Raw genomic sequence first — 16,656 nt, 5'->3', positions numbered from 1 at the left:
GGAACGCTCGCCCCGTGAAAAAGAAATCGGCAATGCGCTAGATCAACTCACCGCATTTTGTGAGCGGCTATTCCTCCATCCACAACATGTGGGAGGGACGAATGTCATTCGAGGTCACGCTCGCCGAGGAAATCTGGACCGCCAAATACCGATTTCTGCCGCCCGAAGGGGATCCGGACAAGGATTTCGCCGACACCGCCGCCCGCGTCGCCCGCTCTGTCGCGGAGGCGGAGAATGCTGACATCCGCGACGAATGGCGCGCCCGGTTCTTCGATGCAGTGAGCGACTTCCGGTTCATCCCTGCGGGACGGATCATCGCTGGGGCCGGCACCGGGCGTTCGGTCACGCTATTCAACTGCTTCGTCATGGGCACCGTGCCCGACAGCCTCGACGGGATCTTCGAGCATCTTCGCGAGGCAGGGATCACGATGCAGCAGGGCGGCGGGGTCGGCATGGACTTCTCCACCATCCGGCCGAATGGTGCGCCGGTGCTCGGCGTGGGCGCCGAGGCGTCCGGGCCGCTCTCCTTCATGGACTGCTGGGACTCGATGTGCCGCACCGTCCATTCGGCGGGCCAGCGCCGCGGCGCGATGATGGGCTGTCTGCGCATCGATCATCCCGACATCGAAGCTTTTATCGACGCCAAGCGCGACCCGCAGCGGTTGCGCAACTTCAACATCTCCGTGCTCGTCACCGACGCGTTCATGACGGCTCTCGGCAGCGACGCAGAGTGGCCGCTCGTCTTCGATGGCCATGTCTACCGCACCGTCCGCGCCCGCGATCTGTGGGAGAGGCTGATGCGGGCGACCTACGACTGCGCTGAGCCCGGCGTGATTTTCGTCGATCGGGTCAACCAAGCGAACAATCTCGGCTATTGCGAGACGATCAGCGCCAGCAATCCCTGCGGCGAGCAGATGCTGCCGCCCTACGGCGCCTGCCTGCTCGGCTCGATCAACCTCGCCCGGCTGGTCGAGCGTCCGTTCGAGCGCGAGGCGCGCCTCGACGAGGCGGAGCTGGCGGACCTCACCCATACCGCGGTGCGCATGCTGGACAATGTGATCGACATCTCCCGCTATCCGCTCCCCCAGCAGGAGAGCGAAGCGAAGGCTAAGCGCAGGATCGGTCTCGGCATTACCGGCCTTGCCGATGCGTTGCTCTTCTGCGGCAAGGCCTATGGCAGCGGCCCGGCCGTCGAGCAGATGAAGGCGTGGCTCGAGATCATCAAGCGAGAGGCCTATCGCGCCTCCGCCCTGCTCGCCGGAGAGAAGGGGGCCTTCCCGCTGTACGACGAGCGGATGCTCGACGCGCCGAACCTCAGGACGCTCGACGAGGAGACCAGGGGCCTGATCGCCAAGTTCGGCCTCCGCAACGGGTGCCTCACCTCGATCGCACCGACCGGAACGACCTCGCTTCTCGCCGGCAACGTCTCCTCCGGAATCGAACCGGTTTTCGCCTACGCCTATGAACGCCGGATCCTGCAGGCGGACGGCAGCGCGCGGCACGAGCCGGTCGAGGATTATGCCATGCGCGTGTGGCGCCGTCTCAAGGGCGACCAGCCGCCCCCCGAAGAGCTGTTCGTCAGCGCCCAGACGCTGAGGCCCGCCGATCATCTGACGATGCAGGCGGCCGCGCAGGGGCTGATCGACAGCTCGATCTCAAAGACGGTGAATTGCCCCGAAGACATCAGCTTCGAGGCCTTCGCCGACATCTATGTCGAAGGCTATCATCTCGGCTGCAAGGGCCTCACCACCTACCGGCCGAACGCTGTGACCGGCTCGGTGCTCAAGGTCGTCGAAAAGGAGAGCCCGAAGGCGCCGGAGCCGGCGCTGGCGCCGCGCGGGGAGGCGCTCGACGGCACCACCTACAAGCTCAAATGGCCCGACAGCGCCCATTCGGTCTATGTCACGATCAACGATGCCAAGGTGGACGGCGAGCGCCGCCCGTTCGAGATTTTCATCAACTCGAAGAACATGGAGCATTACGCCTGGACGCTCGGCCTGACGCGGATGATCTCGGCCGTCTTTCGTCGCGGCGGAGACCTTTCATTCGTGCCCGAGGAGCTGAAGGCGGTGTTCGATCCTCGGGGCGGGGCCTGGATGCAGGGCAAATATGTGCCGTCGCTGCTGGCCGCGATCGGCGGCGTGATCGAGCGGCATCTCGGCCTCGTCGAGCCGCCGCTGCCACTACCGGGCGTCGATCTTCCGGAGGCAAGCCGCAGGGCGCTGCCCAGTTGTCCGCAATGCGGCGCGGCCGCCCTCGTCAAGGTCGAGGGCTGCAACAATTGTCTGGAGTGCGGCTACTCCAAGTGCGGCTGATCAGCCGAGCTCGCCGCACGCGAGCTGCTCCAGCCTCCGCCGCTGGAGCAGCTCCACGCGCTCGCCGGGCAATAGCGCGATCATCTCGGTGCGCCGCAAGGAGGTGAAGGTGCGGCTGACGGTCTCCTTCGTCAGCCCGAGATGGTCCGCAATGTCGGTCCTCGTCATCGGCAACCGGACGATCTCCCAGTCGGCGTTTCGGCATCGTGCCCGGTCGAAAAGGGTGAGAAGGAAGCTTGCCAGCCGTTCGCGCGCCGTTTTTCGCCCGAGGAGTACCATCTGCTCACGTGCCGCGGCGAGCTCATGGGCCGCCATCAGATAGAGCTCCCGTCCCATCTCCGGATGCTCGTCGACGAACGCATCGAAGCGCTGCCGAGGAAAGCGACAATATTCCACGGGCTCCAGCGCCTCGGCAGTATAGGCATGCACCTTCTCAAGGGTCAGGCCAAGGAAGTCGCCCGCCTGCGGGAAGGCCGCGATCTGTCGCCGCCCGTCAGGCAGGAGCCGGTAGAGCTTCAAACTGCCCGATGTGATGCTGTATACGAGTTGGGCGGGATCGCCTTCATGGAACAGACACTGGGACGGCTCCGCATAGCCGCTCGAACTCAGCGATTTGAAGTGCCCCAGCTCCTTCGCCTTCAGAGTGCCACAGATGGTTGCGGCGCGGACGGCACAGCGTCCGCAGGGATGGCCCTCCGGCAGCGTCGTAAGCCGCAGACTCTTCTCCGTTCCGGGACTCCCGGCTTGCCTGTGCTCAGACGGCGCGGGCATGACGTTCTTCACTGCCGGCAAGATACGCGTCGAATGCCGCCGCCACCGAGCGGACCAGCGGGCGTGCTTCGGCCTTGACCTTCAATCGGGTTCCGCTTCGCTCGATGATCCCGTCGCGGAGAAGCTCTTCCAGCTTGGCCTCGTCTAGCAGCATCCTGGGGTTGAGGCCGGGGCTGGCGCACAGCGCGCCGACATCGACCTCATAGTCGCACATGATCCGTTCGATGATCCGGCCCCGAAGGCGATCCTCGGAGCTGATCGCCCGGCCCCTCGTGATCGGAAGCTGACCGGCTGCTACCCTTTTCTCATATTCGGAGATCAGCACCGCGTTCTGGACATAGCCGCCGGGAAGCCGCCCGATTGCGGACGCGCCGAGGCCGATCAGCGCCTCCGCGGCGTCGGTCGTATAACCCTGGAAGTTGCGATGAAGCCGCCCCGCACCAGCTGCCTCGGCGAGGCTGTCGCCCGGCTTTGCGAAATGATCGAGGCCGACCTGCACGTAACCGGCCGCGATCAGGGCCTCGGCGATTGCGCGGGACTGGGCCAGCCGCTCGGCGGTGCCGGGGAGCGCCGCCGCGTCGATCCTGCGCTGGTGGCGCTTGAACGAAGGGACGTGCGCGTAGCCGAAGACGGCAAAGCGATCGGGCTCGAGGCGGAGCGCCTTGTCGACCGTGTCGAGGCAGGAGGCGACGGTCTGTCGCGGCAGGCCGTAGATCAGGTCGAAATTCATGCCCGCAACCCCGTTGAGGCGCAGAGCCTCGGTCGCCGCAAATGTCTCCTCGAAGCTCTGGATCCGATTGATTGCGCTCTGCACTTCGGGGTCGAAGCTCTGCACGCCGAGGCTGGCACGGTTGAAGCCCGAGCCTCCGAGGGCTGCAGCCATCTCGGCGCTGAGCGTCCGCGGGTCCACCTCGATCGCGATTTCAGCCGTCGCCGCGAAGTCGAAGCAATCGCGCAGCCTGGCCATCAGGCTCGTCATCTGCGCCGGCTCCATAAGCGTCGGCGTGCCGCCGCCGAAATGAAGATGGGAGAGCCGCAGGCGCCGCGGCGCTGCGGCCGCGACGAGTTCCGCCTCCCGCTGGAGCGCCGTGAGGTAGCGCTCGACCGGCTCGCGCCGCGCGGTGACGGTGGTGTGGCAGCCGCAATACCAGCACATCGAGCGGCAGAAGGGGACGTGGAGATAAAGGGATATGTCGACGTGGCGGACCAAGCCTGACAGCCACCAGCGATAGAGTGCCTCGCCGACCTTTGGAGAGAAGTGCGGAGCGGTCGGGTAGCTCGTATAGCGGGGCACGGTGCGGCTGCCGTAGCGGGTGAGCGTCTCCGGCTTCATCTCCTGCTCCATCCCGCAGCGATAGATGACTCGCTCCGGGTCCCGTTGATCCAGATCACCTTGCAGATGGAACCAAGCTCTACGCGGATCGTCGTGGCATCACGACCGGGTATAAAAGGACGGCATGGACGGCGGGGGAACAGACGCACGCGGAATGATCGACAGCTTCGGCCGGCGCATCACCTATGTCCGGATTTCCGTCACCGACCGCTGCGATCTTCGCTGCCGCTACTGCATGGCCGAGCGGATGCAGTTCCTGCCCAAGCGCGACATCCTGACCCTGGAGGAGGTCGCGCGTCTCTCGGACATCTTCATCGGCCGTGGGGTGCGCCGAATCAGGCTGACCGGCGGCGAACCTCTTGTCCGGCGCGGGATCGCCGACCTGGTCCGCTGGGTGGGGACACGCGTCGGCGACGGGCTCGAGGAGCTCACCCTCACCACGAACGGCACGCGCCTCGAGCGCTTCGCCGGCGAGCTGTTCGAAGCCGGCGTCAGGCGCATCAATGTGAGCCTCGACAGCCGCCGCCCGGAACGGTTCGGGCATATCACCCGCGGCGGGGACGTCCGCCAGGTGCTGCGCGGGATCGACGCCGCTCTCGAGGCAGGCCTAGCCGTCAAGATCAACATGGTCGCTTTGGCCGGACTCAACGAGGACGAGATCGAGGAGATGCTCCTCTGGTGCGGCTCGAAGGGCCTCGATCTTACGCTGATCGAGACGATGCCGCTCGGGGAGGTGGAGGAGGATCGCACCAGCCACTATCTTCCGCTGGACGCGGTCAAGCGCCGGCTTGAGCCCCGTTTCGCCATGACTCCGAGCCTGCGCAGGACCGGCGGCCCCGCCCGCTATTTCGAAGTTCCCGCATTAGGGATCAGGCTGGGCCTGATCACGCCGCTCACCAACAATTTCTGCGCGGGCTGCAACCGCATCCGCGTAGCGGCGACCGGCACCGTCTACGGCTGTCTCGGCCACGACCAGAAGGTCGAGCTGCGCGACGCGCTCCGCGAAGGCGGGGAGGCCGCGGTCAACGCGCTGCTCGACGAACTTCTCGCCGGGAAACCCCGGCGCCACGACTTCCGCATCGCGGCGGCCGCGCCCGCCGTTGCCCGGCATATGAGCGTGACGGGGGGGTGATGCTGACAAATGATCTCGATCAACGGCTACGAATAAGCGGCTGGCAGAGGCGCGGCACCGCAACCGAAGGGTGGGGACCCGACAGATGAATGCCGCTGTGACCGAAGTGCCAGCCGCCGGCGCCGACAAAGCGCTCTGGACCAGCACCATAGCTTTCACCGCCTGCTTTGCAGTCTGGACGATCTTCTCGATCATCGGCCTGGGCGTGAAGGAAGAGCTGGGGCTTTCGGAAACGCAGTTCGGCTTGCTGGTCGGCACGCCCATTCTCACCGGGTCGCTGAGCCGCGTCTTCCTCGGCGTCTGGGCCGATCAACATGGCGGCCGCAGGGTGTTCGCTCTGGTGATGGTGCTGGCGGCGGTCGCGACCTTCCTCACCTCCTACGCCACCACCTATTCGCAGCTGCTCCTCGCAGCCCTCGGCGTCGGTATAGCCGGCGGCGCTTTCTCCGTCGGCGTCTCCTACGTCTCCAAATTCTACCCGAAGTCGAAGCAGGGAACGGCGCTCGGCATCTTCGGAGCAGGCAATGTCGGCTCCGCAGTGACCAAGTTCGTGGCTCCGTTCGTGATGGTGGCGGCGGGATGGCAGGCGGTGGCGCAGGTCTGGGCTGCCGCACTAATCGTCATGGCCGTCCTTTTCATGCTGCTGACCAAGGAGGATCCGGACCAGCTCGCCCGCGCCCGGGGCGGCGTGAAGGCCGAGGGCATGGCAAGCCAGCTCGCCGTCCTGAAGAACGTTCAGGTGTGGCGTTTCTCGCTCTATTACTTCTTCGTGTTCGGGGCGTTCGTCGCGCTGGCGCTATGGCTCCCTCGCTATCTGATCGGCGTCTACGGCCTCGACATCAAGACCGCGGGGATGCTCGCCGCCTTCTACTCGGTGCCTGCAAGCCTCTTCCGCATCTATGGGGGCAAGCTGTCCGACCGCTACGGCGCCCGCTCTGTCATGTATGTGACCTTCGGCGTGTCGGTGCTGTGCTGCTTCATGCTGTCCTACCCGCCCACCACCTACATCATCGAGGGGGTTAGAGGGCCGATCACCTTCCGCACCGAAATGGGCTTGGTTCCGTTCCTGGTGACGATCTTCGTGCTCGGCTTCTTCATGAGTCTCGGCAAGGCCGCGGTGTTTAAGCATATCCCGGTCTATTATCCGAACCGCGTCGGAGCGGTGGGCGGTCTCGTCGGTATGATCGGCGGCCTCGGCGGCTTCGTGCTTCCGCTGGCCTTCGGGGCCCTGCTCGATCTGACTGGAGTCTGGACGAGTTCCTTCGTCCTGCTGTTCGTGCTGGTGACGGTCGCTTTGGTTTGGATGCACGTCGCGATCCGCCACATGGAGCGCGGCGCCGAACGCAAGGGCACGTTGGCCAGCGTCCCCGAGCTGCCCGAAATGCAGGGTTTCGGCGAGCCGGGGATCGCGATGCGGCCGCGGCGCGCGGGTCCGATCGCCGACTGGCGGCCCGAGGAGCCCGGCTTCTGGAGCAGCGGCGGGCGGGCCATAGCGCGGCGGAACCTGTGGGTGTCGACCTACTGCCTGCTGCTCTCCTTCGCCGTGTGGATGGTGTGGAGCGTGGTCGTCGCGCGGCTCCCGGCGATCGGCTTCGACTTCACCACCGACCAGCTCTTTTGGCTGGCGGCGCTTCCGGGCCTTTCCGGCGCGACCTTGCGCATCTTCTATGCCTTTCTCGTGCCGATCTTCGGCGGACGTCTCTGGACCACCTTGTCCACCGCAACCTTGCTGATCCCGGCCTTCGGCATCGGCTATGCGGTGCAGAACCCGCAGACTCCCTACCTCATCTTCCTGGTGCTGGCCCTGCTCTGCGGCTTCGGCGGCGGCAACTTCGCCTCCTCGATGGCGAACATCAGCTACTTCTTCCCGAAGGCGGAGAAGGGGAACGCGCTCGCCCTCAACGCCGGCCTCGGCAATCTCGGCGTCAGCCTGATGCAGTTCCTGGTGCCGGTGGTCGTCACCATGAGCTTGTTCGGGGCGCTCGGCGGGCAGGCGCAGACCGCCGCCGACGGCACGCAGCTATGGATGCAGAATGCCGGCTTCGTCTGGGTGCCGCTGATCATCCTGGGGACCCTGGCGGCCTGGTTCGGCATGAACGACATCTTGAGCGCCAAGTCCTCGTTCGCCGACCAGGCGACGATCTTCAGCCGGGCGCACACCTGGCTGATGTGCTGGCTCTACACGGGCACCTTCGGGACATTCATTGGCATGTCCGCGGGCTTTCCATTGCTCGCCAACCTCGTCTTTCCGGAGGTGAACGCGCTTCGCTACGCCTTCGTGGGGCCACTCCTGGGTGCGCTGTCCCGGGCCGGCACCGGCTGGATTGCGGATCGCGTCGGCGGCGCGCGGGTGACGTTCTGGGTTTTCCTGATCCAGATTGTGGCCATCCTCGGCATGATCTGGTTCCTGGAGGCGCGCAGCTTCGGCGGCTTCTTCGGCATGGTGCTGCTGCTGTTCTTCGTGAGCGGGGTCGGCAATGCCTCCACCTTCCAGATGGTCCCCGGCATCATGCGCAGTGCGATCGACCGCGCCGAGCCGGGCCTTCCGGAGGAGCGCCGGCGGGCGCAGGCGGAGCGGGAGTCGGCGGCGGTGATCGGCTTCACGTCCGCGATCGCCGCCTATGGTGCCTTCTACATTCCCAAAGCTTACGGTTCATCCATCGAACTGACCGGGACGGCGAATGCCGCTTTGTGGGCCTTCCTTTTCTTCTACATCAGCTGCGCGACGTTGACCTGGTACGTTTATAGCGGTCCGCGCGGCTTGCTTCGAAACCTGGAGCGCCGGTCGGCGTCTCCCCAGCCTTCAGCCCTCCGGGCCTGACCAAGGAGCGATCATGAGTCACTTTCTCGACCGTCTCACCTACTTCCGCAGGACGCGTGAGAAATTCTCCGATGGTCACGGCATCACAACCGATGAGACGCGCGAGTGGGAAGATGCCTATCGCAAGCGCTGGGCCGCGGACAAGATCGTCCGCTCCACCCATGGCGTGAACTGCACGGGCTCCTGCTCCTGGAAGATCTATGTGAAGGGCGGCATCGTCACCTGGGAGACCCAGCAGACCGATTATCCGCGGACCCGGCCCGATCTTCCCAACCACGAGCCGCGCGGCTGCCCGCGCGGCGCGAGCTACAGCTGGTACCTCTACTCGGGCACCCGGATCAAATACCCGCTCGTCCGCGCTCGCCTGGTCCGCCACTGGCGCGAGGCGCGCAGGACCATGAGCCCGGTGGCGGCCTGGAAGTCGATCGTCCAGGACCCCGCCAAGCGGCGGGACTGGGTCGCCAAGCGCGGGCGCGGCGGCTTCGTCCGCTGCGGCTGGGATGAGGTCACCGAACTGATCGCCGCCGCCAACGCCTACACCATCAAGGAGCACGGGCCCGACCGGATTGCCGGCTTCTCGCCGATCCCGGCGATGTCGATGATCTCCTACGCGGCCGGCAGCCGTTATCTGTCGCTGATCGGCGGCAACCTCCTCTCTTTCTACGACTGGTATTGCGATCTCCCGCCTTCCTCACCGCAGACCTGGGGCGAGCAGACCGACGTCCCGGAAAGCGCCGACTGGTACAATGCCGGCTTCCTGCTGGTCTGGGGCTCCAACATCCCGATGACGCGCGCGCCGGACGCCCATTTCTATTCGGAAGTGCGCTATCGCGGCGCCAAGAGCGTGGTGATCGCGCCCGATTACAACGAAGCCGCCAAATTCTCGGACATGTGGCTGCACCCCAAGCAGGGCACCGACGCCGCGCTGGCGCTCGCGCTCGGCCATGTCGTGCTTCGCGAGTTCCACGTCGACCGGCAGGTCGAATATTTCGCCGATTATACCCGCAAATATTCGGACTTTCCGCTGCTGGTGAAGCTGGTGGAGCGGGACGGCCGGCTGGTTCCCGACCGGATGCTGCGCGCCGCCGACCTGCCCGGTGCGCTCGGGGAGGAAGCCAATCCCGACTGGAAGGCCGTCGCTGTCGACGAGCTCAGCGGAGAACTGGTCGTGCCGCTCGGCTCCGCCGGCCACCGCTGGGGAGACAAGGGCAAATGGAACCTCGAGGAGAAAGACGGGCAGGGGCGGGACGTCCGGCTCCGCTCCACGCTCGCCGGGGATAATGACGGGGTCCGTCCCGTCGCCTTCCCCTATTTCGGCGGCACCGCCCCGCATGATTTCGTCGCGACCGGCCATGAAGACATCCTGCTTCGCAACCTGCCGGTGAAGCAGCTCGCGCTCGCCGATGGCTCGACCGGCCTGGTGGCGACGGTGTTCGACCTGTTCTGCGCCAATTACGGCGTCGACCGCGGCTTCGGCGGCGACAATGTGGCGAAGAGTTACGACGAGGACGTGCCGTTCACGCCGGCTTGGGCCGAGAAGGTGACCGGCGTGCCGCGCCAGGCGATCATCCAGGTGGCGCGCGAGTTCGCCGCGAACGCCGAGACCACCAAGGGCCGCTCGATGGTGATCCTCGGGGCCGGCCTCAACCACTGGTATCATATGGACATGAGCTACCGGGGGATCATCTCGCTGCTCATCATGTGCGGATGCATCGGCCAGTCGGGCGGCGGCTGGTCGCATTATGTGGGCCAGGAGAAGCTCCGTCCGGCGACCGGCTGGCTGCCGATGGCCTTCGGTCTCGACTGGAGCCGGCCGTCGCGGCAGATGAACGGCACCAGCTTCTTCTACGCGCATACCGACCAGTGGCGCTACGAGTCGCTGAAGATGTCGGAGATCCTGTCGCCGCTCGCGCCGGAGGGCGACTGGTCGGGCAGCATGATCGACTATAATGTGAAGGCCGAGCGGATGGGCTGGCTGCCCTCGGCGCCGCAGCTCGACGTCAATCCGCTCGAGCTCGGTCGGCACATCCACGACACGGGTGCCAATCCCGCGACCGTCGTCGCCGACGGCCTCAAGGCGGGAACCTTCAAGCCTGCGAGCATAGATCCCGACAACCCGAAGAACTGGCCCCGCAACATGTTCTTCTGGCGCTCCAACGTGCTGGGAGCGAGCGGCAAAGGCCACGAATATTTCCTGAAGCACCTCGTCGGCTCGCTGCACGGCGTCGTCGGTACCGACGATGAAGCGGCCGGGATCGACCGGCCCAAGGAAGTGGTCTGGCACGACGAAGCGCCGGTCGGGAAGCTCGACCTCATGGTGAACATCGACTTTCGCATGTCGACCACCAGCATCTACTCCGACATCGTGCTGCCGACCGCCACCTGGTACGAGAAGCACGACCTCAACACGTCCGACATGCACCCCTTCATCCACCCGCTTTCGGCGGCGGTGGATCCGGCCTGGGAGACGAAGAGCGACTGGAACATCTTCCGGGCGATCGCGAAGAAGTTCTCCGACGTGGCGCCGGAAGTGCTCGGGGTGGAACATGATGTCGTCATGACTCCGATCCTTCACGACACGCCGGCCGAGCTCGCCCAGCCCTACGAGCCCAAGGACTGGATGAAGGGCGAGTGCGAGCCCATCCCCGGCAAGACGATGCCGGGCGTGCACCTCGTCGAGCGCAATTACCCGGAGACCTACGCCCGCTTCACCTCGATGGGGCCGATGCTCGAGACGCTCGGCAACGGCGCCAAGGGTCTCAACTGGGACACCAAGCGCGAGATCGAGCTTCTCGGCGATCTTAACGGCCGGGTGCTCGACGGACCCACGGCCGGTCGCCCGAAGATCGACACCGACATCGACGCCTGCGAGACGATCCTGATGCTCGCTCCCGAAACCAACGGGGAGGTCGCCGTCAAGGCTTGGGAAGCCCTGAGCAAGGCCACGGGCCGCGACCACAAGCATCTGGCCGAGGGCAAGGAAGAGGAGAAGATCCGCTTCCGCGACGTCGCCGCCCAGCCGCGCAAGATCATTTCGTCCCCGATCTGGTCGGGCATCGAGAGTGAGCATGTCTGCTACAATGCCGGCTGGACCAACGTGCACGAATTGATCCCGTGGCGGACGCTGACGGGGCGGCAGCAGCTCTATCAGGACCACCACTGGATGCGGGCGTTCGGCGAGGGGTTCGTCACCTGGCGGCCGCCGATCGACACCAAGACCGTGCTCCAGGTACTGGGCAAGCTCCCCAACGGCAACAAGGAGATCATGCTCAATATCCTGACCCCCCACCAGAAGTGGGGGATTCACTCCACCTACACCGAGAACCTCATCATGCTGAGCCTGAACCGGGGCGGCCCTGCCGTCTGGATCAGCGAGGACGACGCGAAGGCTGCGGGCATCGTCGACAATGACTGGATCGAGGTGTTCAACGTCAACGGCGCGCTGACGGCGCGGGCGATCGTCTCCCAGCGGATCATGCCGGGCTCCGCGATCATGTATCACGCGCAGGAGAAGCTGGTGAGCGTGGTCGGGTCCGAGATTACGGGACAGCGTGGCGGCATCCACAACAGCGTCACGCGCATCAACATGAAGCCGACCCATATGATCGGAGGCTATGTCCAGCTCGCCTATGGCTTCAATTATTACGGCACGGTCGGCGCCAATCGCGACGAGTTCGTGATCCTTCGGAAGATGAGCCAGATCGACTGGTTCGACAAAGCGGCGGACGACAGCGCCAATGTCGCCGGCGGCACGGCCGACTGGGGCACCGGCGATAACCGAGCCAAAACCAGGGAGATCGCGAAATGAAGGTGCGCGCTCAGATCGCGATGGTGCTCAACCTCGACAAGTGCATCGGCTGCCACACATGCTCGATCACATGCAAGAACGTCTGGACCAACCGCGAAGGCGTTGAATATGTCTGGTTCAACAATGTCGAGACCAAGCCCGGCATCGGTTATCCCAAGGACTGGGAGAACCAGGAGCGTTGGAAAGGCGGCTGGATCCGGAAGAAGAACGGCAAGATCGTTCCCAAGCAGGGTGCCAAGTGGCGCATCCTGTCCAAGATCTTCGCCAACCCGCACCTCCCCGAGATCGACGACTTCTACGAGCCTTATACGTTCGAATATGAGTGGCTGCAGTCTGCGCCGGAGCTCCAGGCTCAGCCGGTGGCGCGGCCGCGGTCGCTGGTCACCGGCGAGATCATCGAGAAGATCGAATGGTCGGGCAATTGGGAGGACATGCTCGGCGGCGAGTTCGAGAAGCGCAGCCACGATTATAATTTCGACGGGGTCCAGAAGGAGATTTACGGCCACTTCGAAAAGACGTTCATGATGTACCTGCCGAGGCTGTGCGAGCACTGCCTCAACCCGTCCTGCCTCGCTTCCTGCCCTAGCGGAGCGATCTACAAGAGGGCGGAGGACGGCATCGTCCTCATCGACCAGGAGAAGTGCCGCGGCTGGCGGATGTGCGTCTCGGGCTGTCCGTACAAGAAGATCTATTACAATTGGTCGACCGGCAAATCCGAGAAGTGCATCTTCTGCTATCCCCGCATCGAGACGGGGCAGCCGACCGTCTGCTCGGAGACCTGCGTCGGCCGCATCCGCTACCTTGGCGTGGTGCTCTACGACGCCGACAAGATCGAAGCGGCCGCCTCGGTCGAGGATCCGAAGGACCTCTATCCGGCGCAGCTCGACGTGTTCCTCGATCCCAATGATGTGGCGGTCCAGGAGGCGGCGAGGGCCGAAGGCATTCCGGATCAGTGGCTTGAGGCCGCGACCCGCTCGCCGGTCTACAAGATGGCGATGGAGTGGAAGATCGCCTTCCCGCTCCATCCGGAATATCGGACGCTGCCGATGGTCTGGTATGTGCCGCCCCTGTCGCCGATCCAGTCGGCGGCGGAGGCCGGCAAGATGTCGGTTCAGGACGGCATGCCGGACGTTCGCAGCCTTCGCATCCCGCTGCGCTATCTCGCCAACATGCTGACCGCAGGCGACGAGGAGCCGATCGCCGCCGCCCTGGAGCGGATGCTGGCGATGCGGGCCTATATGCGGGCCAAGAGTGTGGAGGGCCGGATCGACGAGTCCATTCCCGAGCGTGTCGGCCTCACCCGCGCCCGCATCGAGGAGATGTACAAGATCATGGCGCTGGCCGCCTACGAGGACCGCTACGTCATCCCAACTGCCCGGCGGGAAACGGACGAGGACGCTTATGTGCTCCGCGGCTCGAGCGGCTTCGGCTTCCGCGAAGGCACGCAGGGATCGTCGAAGATGAACCTGTTCGGTGGCGGCGCCAAGAAGACCCCCCGCAAACCCTATATGGACATACCGACATGAGAATGACCCTGAGAGCCCTTGCTGCACTGCTCGGTTATCCTTCGGAGGAGCTCCATGCCAATGCTGGCGAGGTGAGGGCGGCGATCCGCGACGAAGTGGCGCTTCCGCGGGTCGAGATGGAGCGGCTGGAGCTGCTGCTGAGGGGCTTCGAGACGGAGGATCTGCTGGACCTCCAGTCCGCCTATAGCGAGCTGTTCGACAGGTCGCGCTCGCTCTCGCTGCACCTGTTCGAGCATGTCCACGGTGACAGTCGGGAGCGGGGCCAGGCGATGATCGACCTTGGCCAGCAATATATGGAGCATGGCTTCTTCCTTGAGGCGAGCGAGCTTCCCGACTTCGTGCCGGTGTTCCTGGAGTTCGCCTCCTGCCTGCCTCCGGCCGAGGCGCGGGAGATGCTGGGACAGCCGGCGCATGTCTTCGCGGCCCTGGCGGAGCGGCTCGACAAGAGGCAGTCGCCCTATGCGGCCATCTTCCACGCTCTCGTCTCTCTCGCCGGGGTCCGTCCCGCGGCCGAAGCGGTGGCGCAGGTCGAGGAGAACACGCCGGCCGTGGACCCGCCGACGATCGATGAGGAATGGGAGGAGGCGCCGGTCTCCTTCAACCTCGCGGGCGCGCATGAGATGGGCGGTCCGACCGGCGTGGTGGCGAAGATCCGCGCGTCCAACCGCGCGGTCAACAGGGAGGCGGGACAATGAACGACTTCATCAACCAGCTGGCGTTCGGCTGGTATCCTTATCTCGCCGTGACGGTGCTGGTCGTCGGCAGCATTCTGCGCTTCGATGCCAACCAGTATAGCTGGCGCTCGCAGTCCAGCCAGTTCCTGCGCCGCAAGCAGATGCTGATCGGCTCCAATCTCTTCCATATGGGCGTATTGATCCTGCTGGTCGGCCATTTCGTCGGGTTGCTCACCCCCGTCACGGTCATCGACACGCTCGGGATCGGGCACGGCTTCAAGCAGGTCGCGGCGCTGGTAGTCGGCGGCATAGCAGGTGTGGCAGCGTTCGTGGGCTGCTCGCTCCTGCTCCATCGTCGCCTGTTCGACGCGCGCATCCGCCGAAGCTCGTCGATCGGCGACATAGCGGTGCTGGTGCTGATCTGGTTGCAGCTCGTGCTCGGCATCCTTACGACTTGGTGGACCCTCGACCATCTCGACGGAAGCGAGATGCTGCACTTCATGAGCTGGGCCCAAGGCGTGCTGACGCTCGATCCGGCGGCGCCGCAGCACATCCAGGAGGTGGCCCTGGTCTATAAGCTTCACATCATCCTCGGGCTGACGCTCTTCCTGATCACGCCCTTTACAAGGCTCGTGCACATCTGGAGCGCTCCGATCTGGTTCCTGCTCCGGCCGGGCTACCAGATCGTCCGGTCGCGCAGCGTTGGCAAACCGAATTACTCCCCCACCCGCGGCCCGGCCGGCGTGGCGCCAAGTTACGGCGGCGACACCGTGCTTCGCCAAGCCTCAGAGGAAGGTCAAGCGACATGAGCAGACGGCTCGACGTCATCAATCTCGGCGACCCCGCCCAGCGGCCGGCTCCGGTCATGCCCAGTGCCTGCGAGAGTGGCGGCTGCGGCGGCGGACCGGAACCGGTGATCCCGCCGCCGCTGTCGTTCGGCGAGGTTCGGGTCAACGGGGTGGAGATCACGCCGGAAGCCATTTCGCAGGAAATCCAGCACCATCCAGCCCCGGATGCCGAGACTGCCTGGATCGAGGCAGCGCGAGCGCTCGCGGTGCGCGAACTGCTGCTTCAGGAAGCGCGGCGGCTCGGTCTCGAACCCGAACCCGAAGCCGACGAAGCCGGGCGGAGCGAACCGGAAGAAGACGCGCTGGTGCGGATGCTGCTCGAGGAGGAAGTCCAACCGGCGGAGGCAGGTGAGGAGGAGTGTCGCCGTTATTATGAGTTGAACCAGGAGCGGTTCCGCACCCCCGACCTGTTCGAGGCCGCCCACATATTGATCGAGCCGGAGGGCGACGACGATGCCGCCTGGACCGCTGCCGAGGCTCGCGCGCGGACGATCGCCGATGAAGTGGGAGACGATTCCGCTAAGTTCGCCGCCGCGGCGCGAGCCTTTTCCGGGTGCACGTCCGCGCAGCAGGACGGCTCGCTCGGCCAGATCAGGCGCGGCGAGCTGGTCTCGTCGGTACAGGCGGGAATCGAGGCGCTCGCCGATGGCGAGACGGCACGCGAGCCCGTCCGGTCGCGCTTCGGCTGGCACGTGCTCCGCCTTCACCGGCGAATCGACGGCCGCACCCTTCCCTTCGAGATCGCCCGCGACAAGATTGCTGACATGCTCGAGGCGCGCAGCTGGTCGGTCGGCGCTGCACGCTATGTCGCGGCGCTTGCGGCGCGAGGCGAGGTCGAGGGCGTGCTGATCGAAGGCGCCGGCGGCTGATGCCGATGCTCGGCGACATGCTCGCGGCCGCGCGCGATTCGGCCGGCAACTTTCAGGCGTGGCTCCGGCAGTCCGATCCCGCTCTCGCGGCGAACGTCGCGGAAGCGGCCGAGCGGACGGGTCTCACCCCCACGTCCTATGTGCGCGCGGCGGTCGCGGATTTCTCGCGCTTCGCTGGCGAGGAGGACTGGGCGACGCTCACCTCCAGCCTCAGGGACAGCGGCGACCCGGGCACCATCTGCCTGCTTGCGATGGTGCACTGGCGCTTGACCGCCTCAGCCTGCGGCGACCATTCTCATTCCCACCACCATCAAGCCCAAGGAACGGCCGATGAGCGACCCATCGAGAGATCAGCCTGAGCAGGCTCCGCTCAATCCGGCCCTCAAGAGCCGGACCGACACGACCTACGACACGGAAACGAGCACGCCCGGACCGCTGGAGACCACGGGGGCGAGGGAAGGGCAGGGCGAGGGCTGGCCGGTCATCTGGCTCGTGGTGACGGTAATCTGCGTCGCGCTCGCGATCTACTTCATCCTCTGAAGCCGCCGCGAGCAGCGCT

Annotated in this window: 12 protein-coding genes; 10 read left to right on the top strand and 2 right to left on the bottom strand. The window is 65.4% G+C overall.

Annotation, left to right across the window (positions count from 1 at the left end; genetic code table 11):
• Positions 1-101: 101 nt before the first annotated feature.
• A complete protein-coding gene (locus RQX22_RS13160; RefSeq protein ID WP_315727001.1) occupies positions 102-2,315 on the top strand; it encodes an adenosylcobalamin-dependent ribonucleoside-diphosphate reductase in 2,214 nt (737 codons plus the stop codon).
• On the opposite strand, the gene RQX22_RS13155 is transcribed toward RQX22_RS13160, so the two are convergent.
• Together RQX22_RS13155 and hemN are read right to left on the bottom strand one after the other, a co-directional pair.
• Positions 2,316-3,086, bottom strand: a complete 771-nt coding sequence (locus RQX22_RS13155) for a Crp/Fnr family transcriptional regulator (RefSeq protein WP_315727000.1) — start codon at positions 3,084-3,086, stop codon at positions 2,316-2,318. It abuts the gene before it with no gap.
• The gene (hemN, locus tag RQX22_RS13150; protein ID WP_315726999.1) at positions 3,070-4,419 is read right to left on the bottom strand and encodes an oxygen-independent coproporphyrinogen III oxidase; all 1,350 of its coding nucleotides are present in this window, start codon (positions 4,417-4,419) and stop codon (positions 3,070-3,072) included. Before hemN ends, RQX22_RS13155 begins: the two co-directional genes overlap by 17 nt.
• Positions 4,420-4,573: 154 nt before the next feature.
• Here hemN and moaA point away from each other — a divergent pair, with 154 nt between their 5' ends.
• The 9 genes from moaA (at position 4,574) to RQX22_RS13105 (ending at position 16,637) form a co-directional block, all read left to right on the top strand.
• Entirely contained in the window at positions 4,574-5,551 is a 978-nt protein-coding gene (gene moaA / locus RQX22_RS13145) for a GTP 3',8-cyclase MoaA (RefSeq protein WP_315726998.1), read from the top strand.
• A gap of 85 nt (positions 5,552-5,636) precedes the next feature.
• Complete coding sequence (locus RQX22_RS13140; protein WP_315726997.1) at positions 5,637-8,372, top strand: nitrate/nitrite transporter; 2,736 nt, start codon at positions 5,637-5,639, stop codon at positions 8,370-8,372.
• A gap of 13 nt (positions 8,373-8,385) precedes the next feature.
• Complete coding sequence (locus RQX22_RS13135) at positions 8,386-12,180, top strand: nitrate reductase subunit alpha (RefSeq protein ID WP_315726996.1); 3,795 nt, start codon at positions 8,386-8,388, stop codon at positions 12,178-12,180.
• Positions 12,177-13,706: a nitrate reductase subunit beta gene (gene narH / locus RQX22_RS13130; RefSeq protein ID WP_315726995.1), complete on the top strand. Its 1,530-nt coding sequence runs from the start codon at positions 12,177-12,179 to the stop codon at positions 13,704-13,706. The genes RQX22_RS13135 and narH overlap by 4 nt, the downstream gene beginning before the upstream one ends.
• Positions 13,703-14,401 carry a nitrate reductase molybdenum cofactor assembly chaperone gene (gene narJ, locus RQX22_RS13125; protein ID WP_315726994.1) on the top strand — a complete coding sequence of 233 codons (699 nt, stop codon included), beginning with the start codon at positions 13,703-13,705 and terminating at the stop codon, positions 14,399-14,401. The genes narH and narJ overlap by 4 nt, the downstream gene beginning before the upstream one ends.
• Entirely contained in the window at positions 14,398-15,189 is a 792-nt protein-coding gene (gene narI / locus RQX22_RS13120) for a respiratory nitrate reductase subunit gamma (RefSeq protein ID WP_315726993.1), read from the top strand. The genes narJ and narI overlap by 4 nt, the downstream gene beginning before the upstream one ends.
• Complete coding sequence (locus RQX22_RS13115) at positions 15,186-16,097, top strand: peptidylprolyl isomerase (RefSeq protein ID WP_315726992.1); 912 nt, start codon at positions 15,186-15,188, stop codon at positions 16,095-16,097. Before narI ends, RQX22_RS13115 begins: the two co-directional genes overlap by 4 nt.
• Positions 16,097-16,456 carry a hypothetical protein gene (locus RQX22_RS13110; RefSeq protein WP_315726991.1) on the top strand — a complete coding sequence of 120 codons (360 nt, stop codon included), beginning with the start codon at positions 16,097-16,099 and terminating at the stop codon, positions 16,454-16,456. Before RQX22_RS13115 ends, RQX22_RS13110 begins: the two co-directional genes overlap by 1 nt.
• Positions 16,428-16,637, top strand: a complete 210-nt coding sequence (locus RQX22_RS13105) for a hypothetical protein (protein WP_315726990.1) — start codon at positions 16,428-16,430, stop codon at positions 16,635-16,637. The genes RQX22_RS13110 and RQX22_RS13105 overlap by 29 nt, the downstream gene beginning before the upstream one ends.
• Positions 16,638-16,656: the final 19 nt, after the last annotated feature.

Origin of the sequence: Sphingosinicella rhizophila (assembly GCF_032378825.1) — a bacterium.
In the GTDB taxonomy this organism is placed as follows: Bacteria; Pseudomonadota; Alphaproteobacteria; order Sphingomonadales; family Sphingomonadaceae; genus Allosphingosinicella; species Allosphingosinicella rhizophila.
The sequence above is the reverse complement of the archived record's forward strand: the minus strand, read 5'-3'. Positions and strand labels throughout refer to the sequence as shown.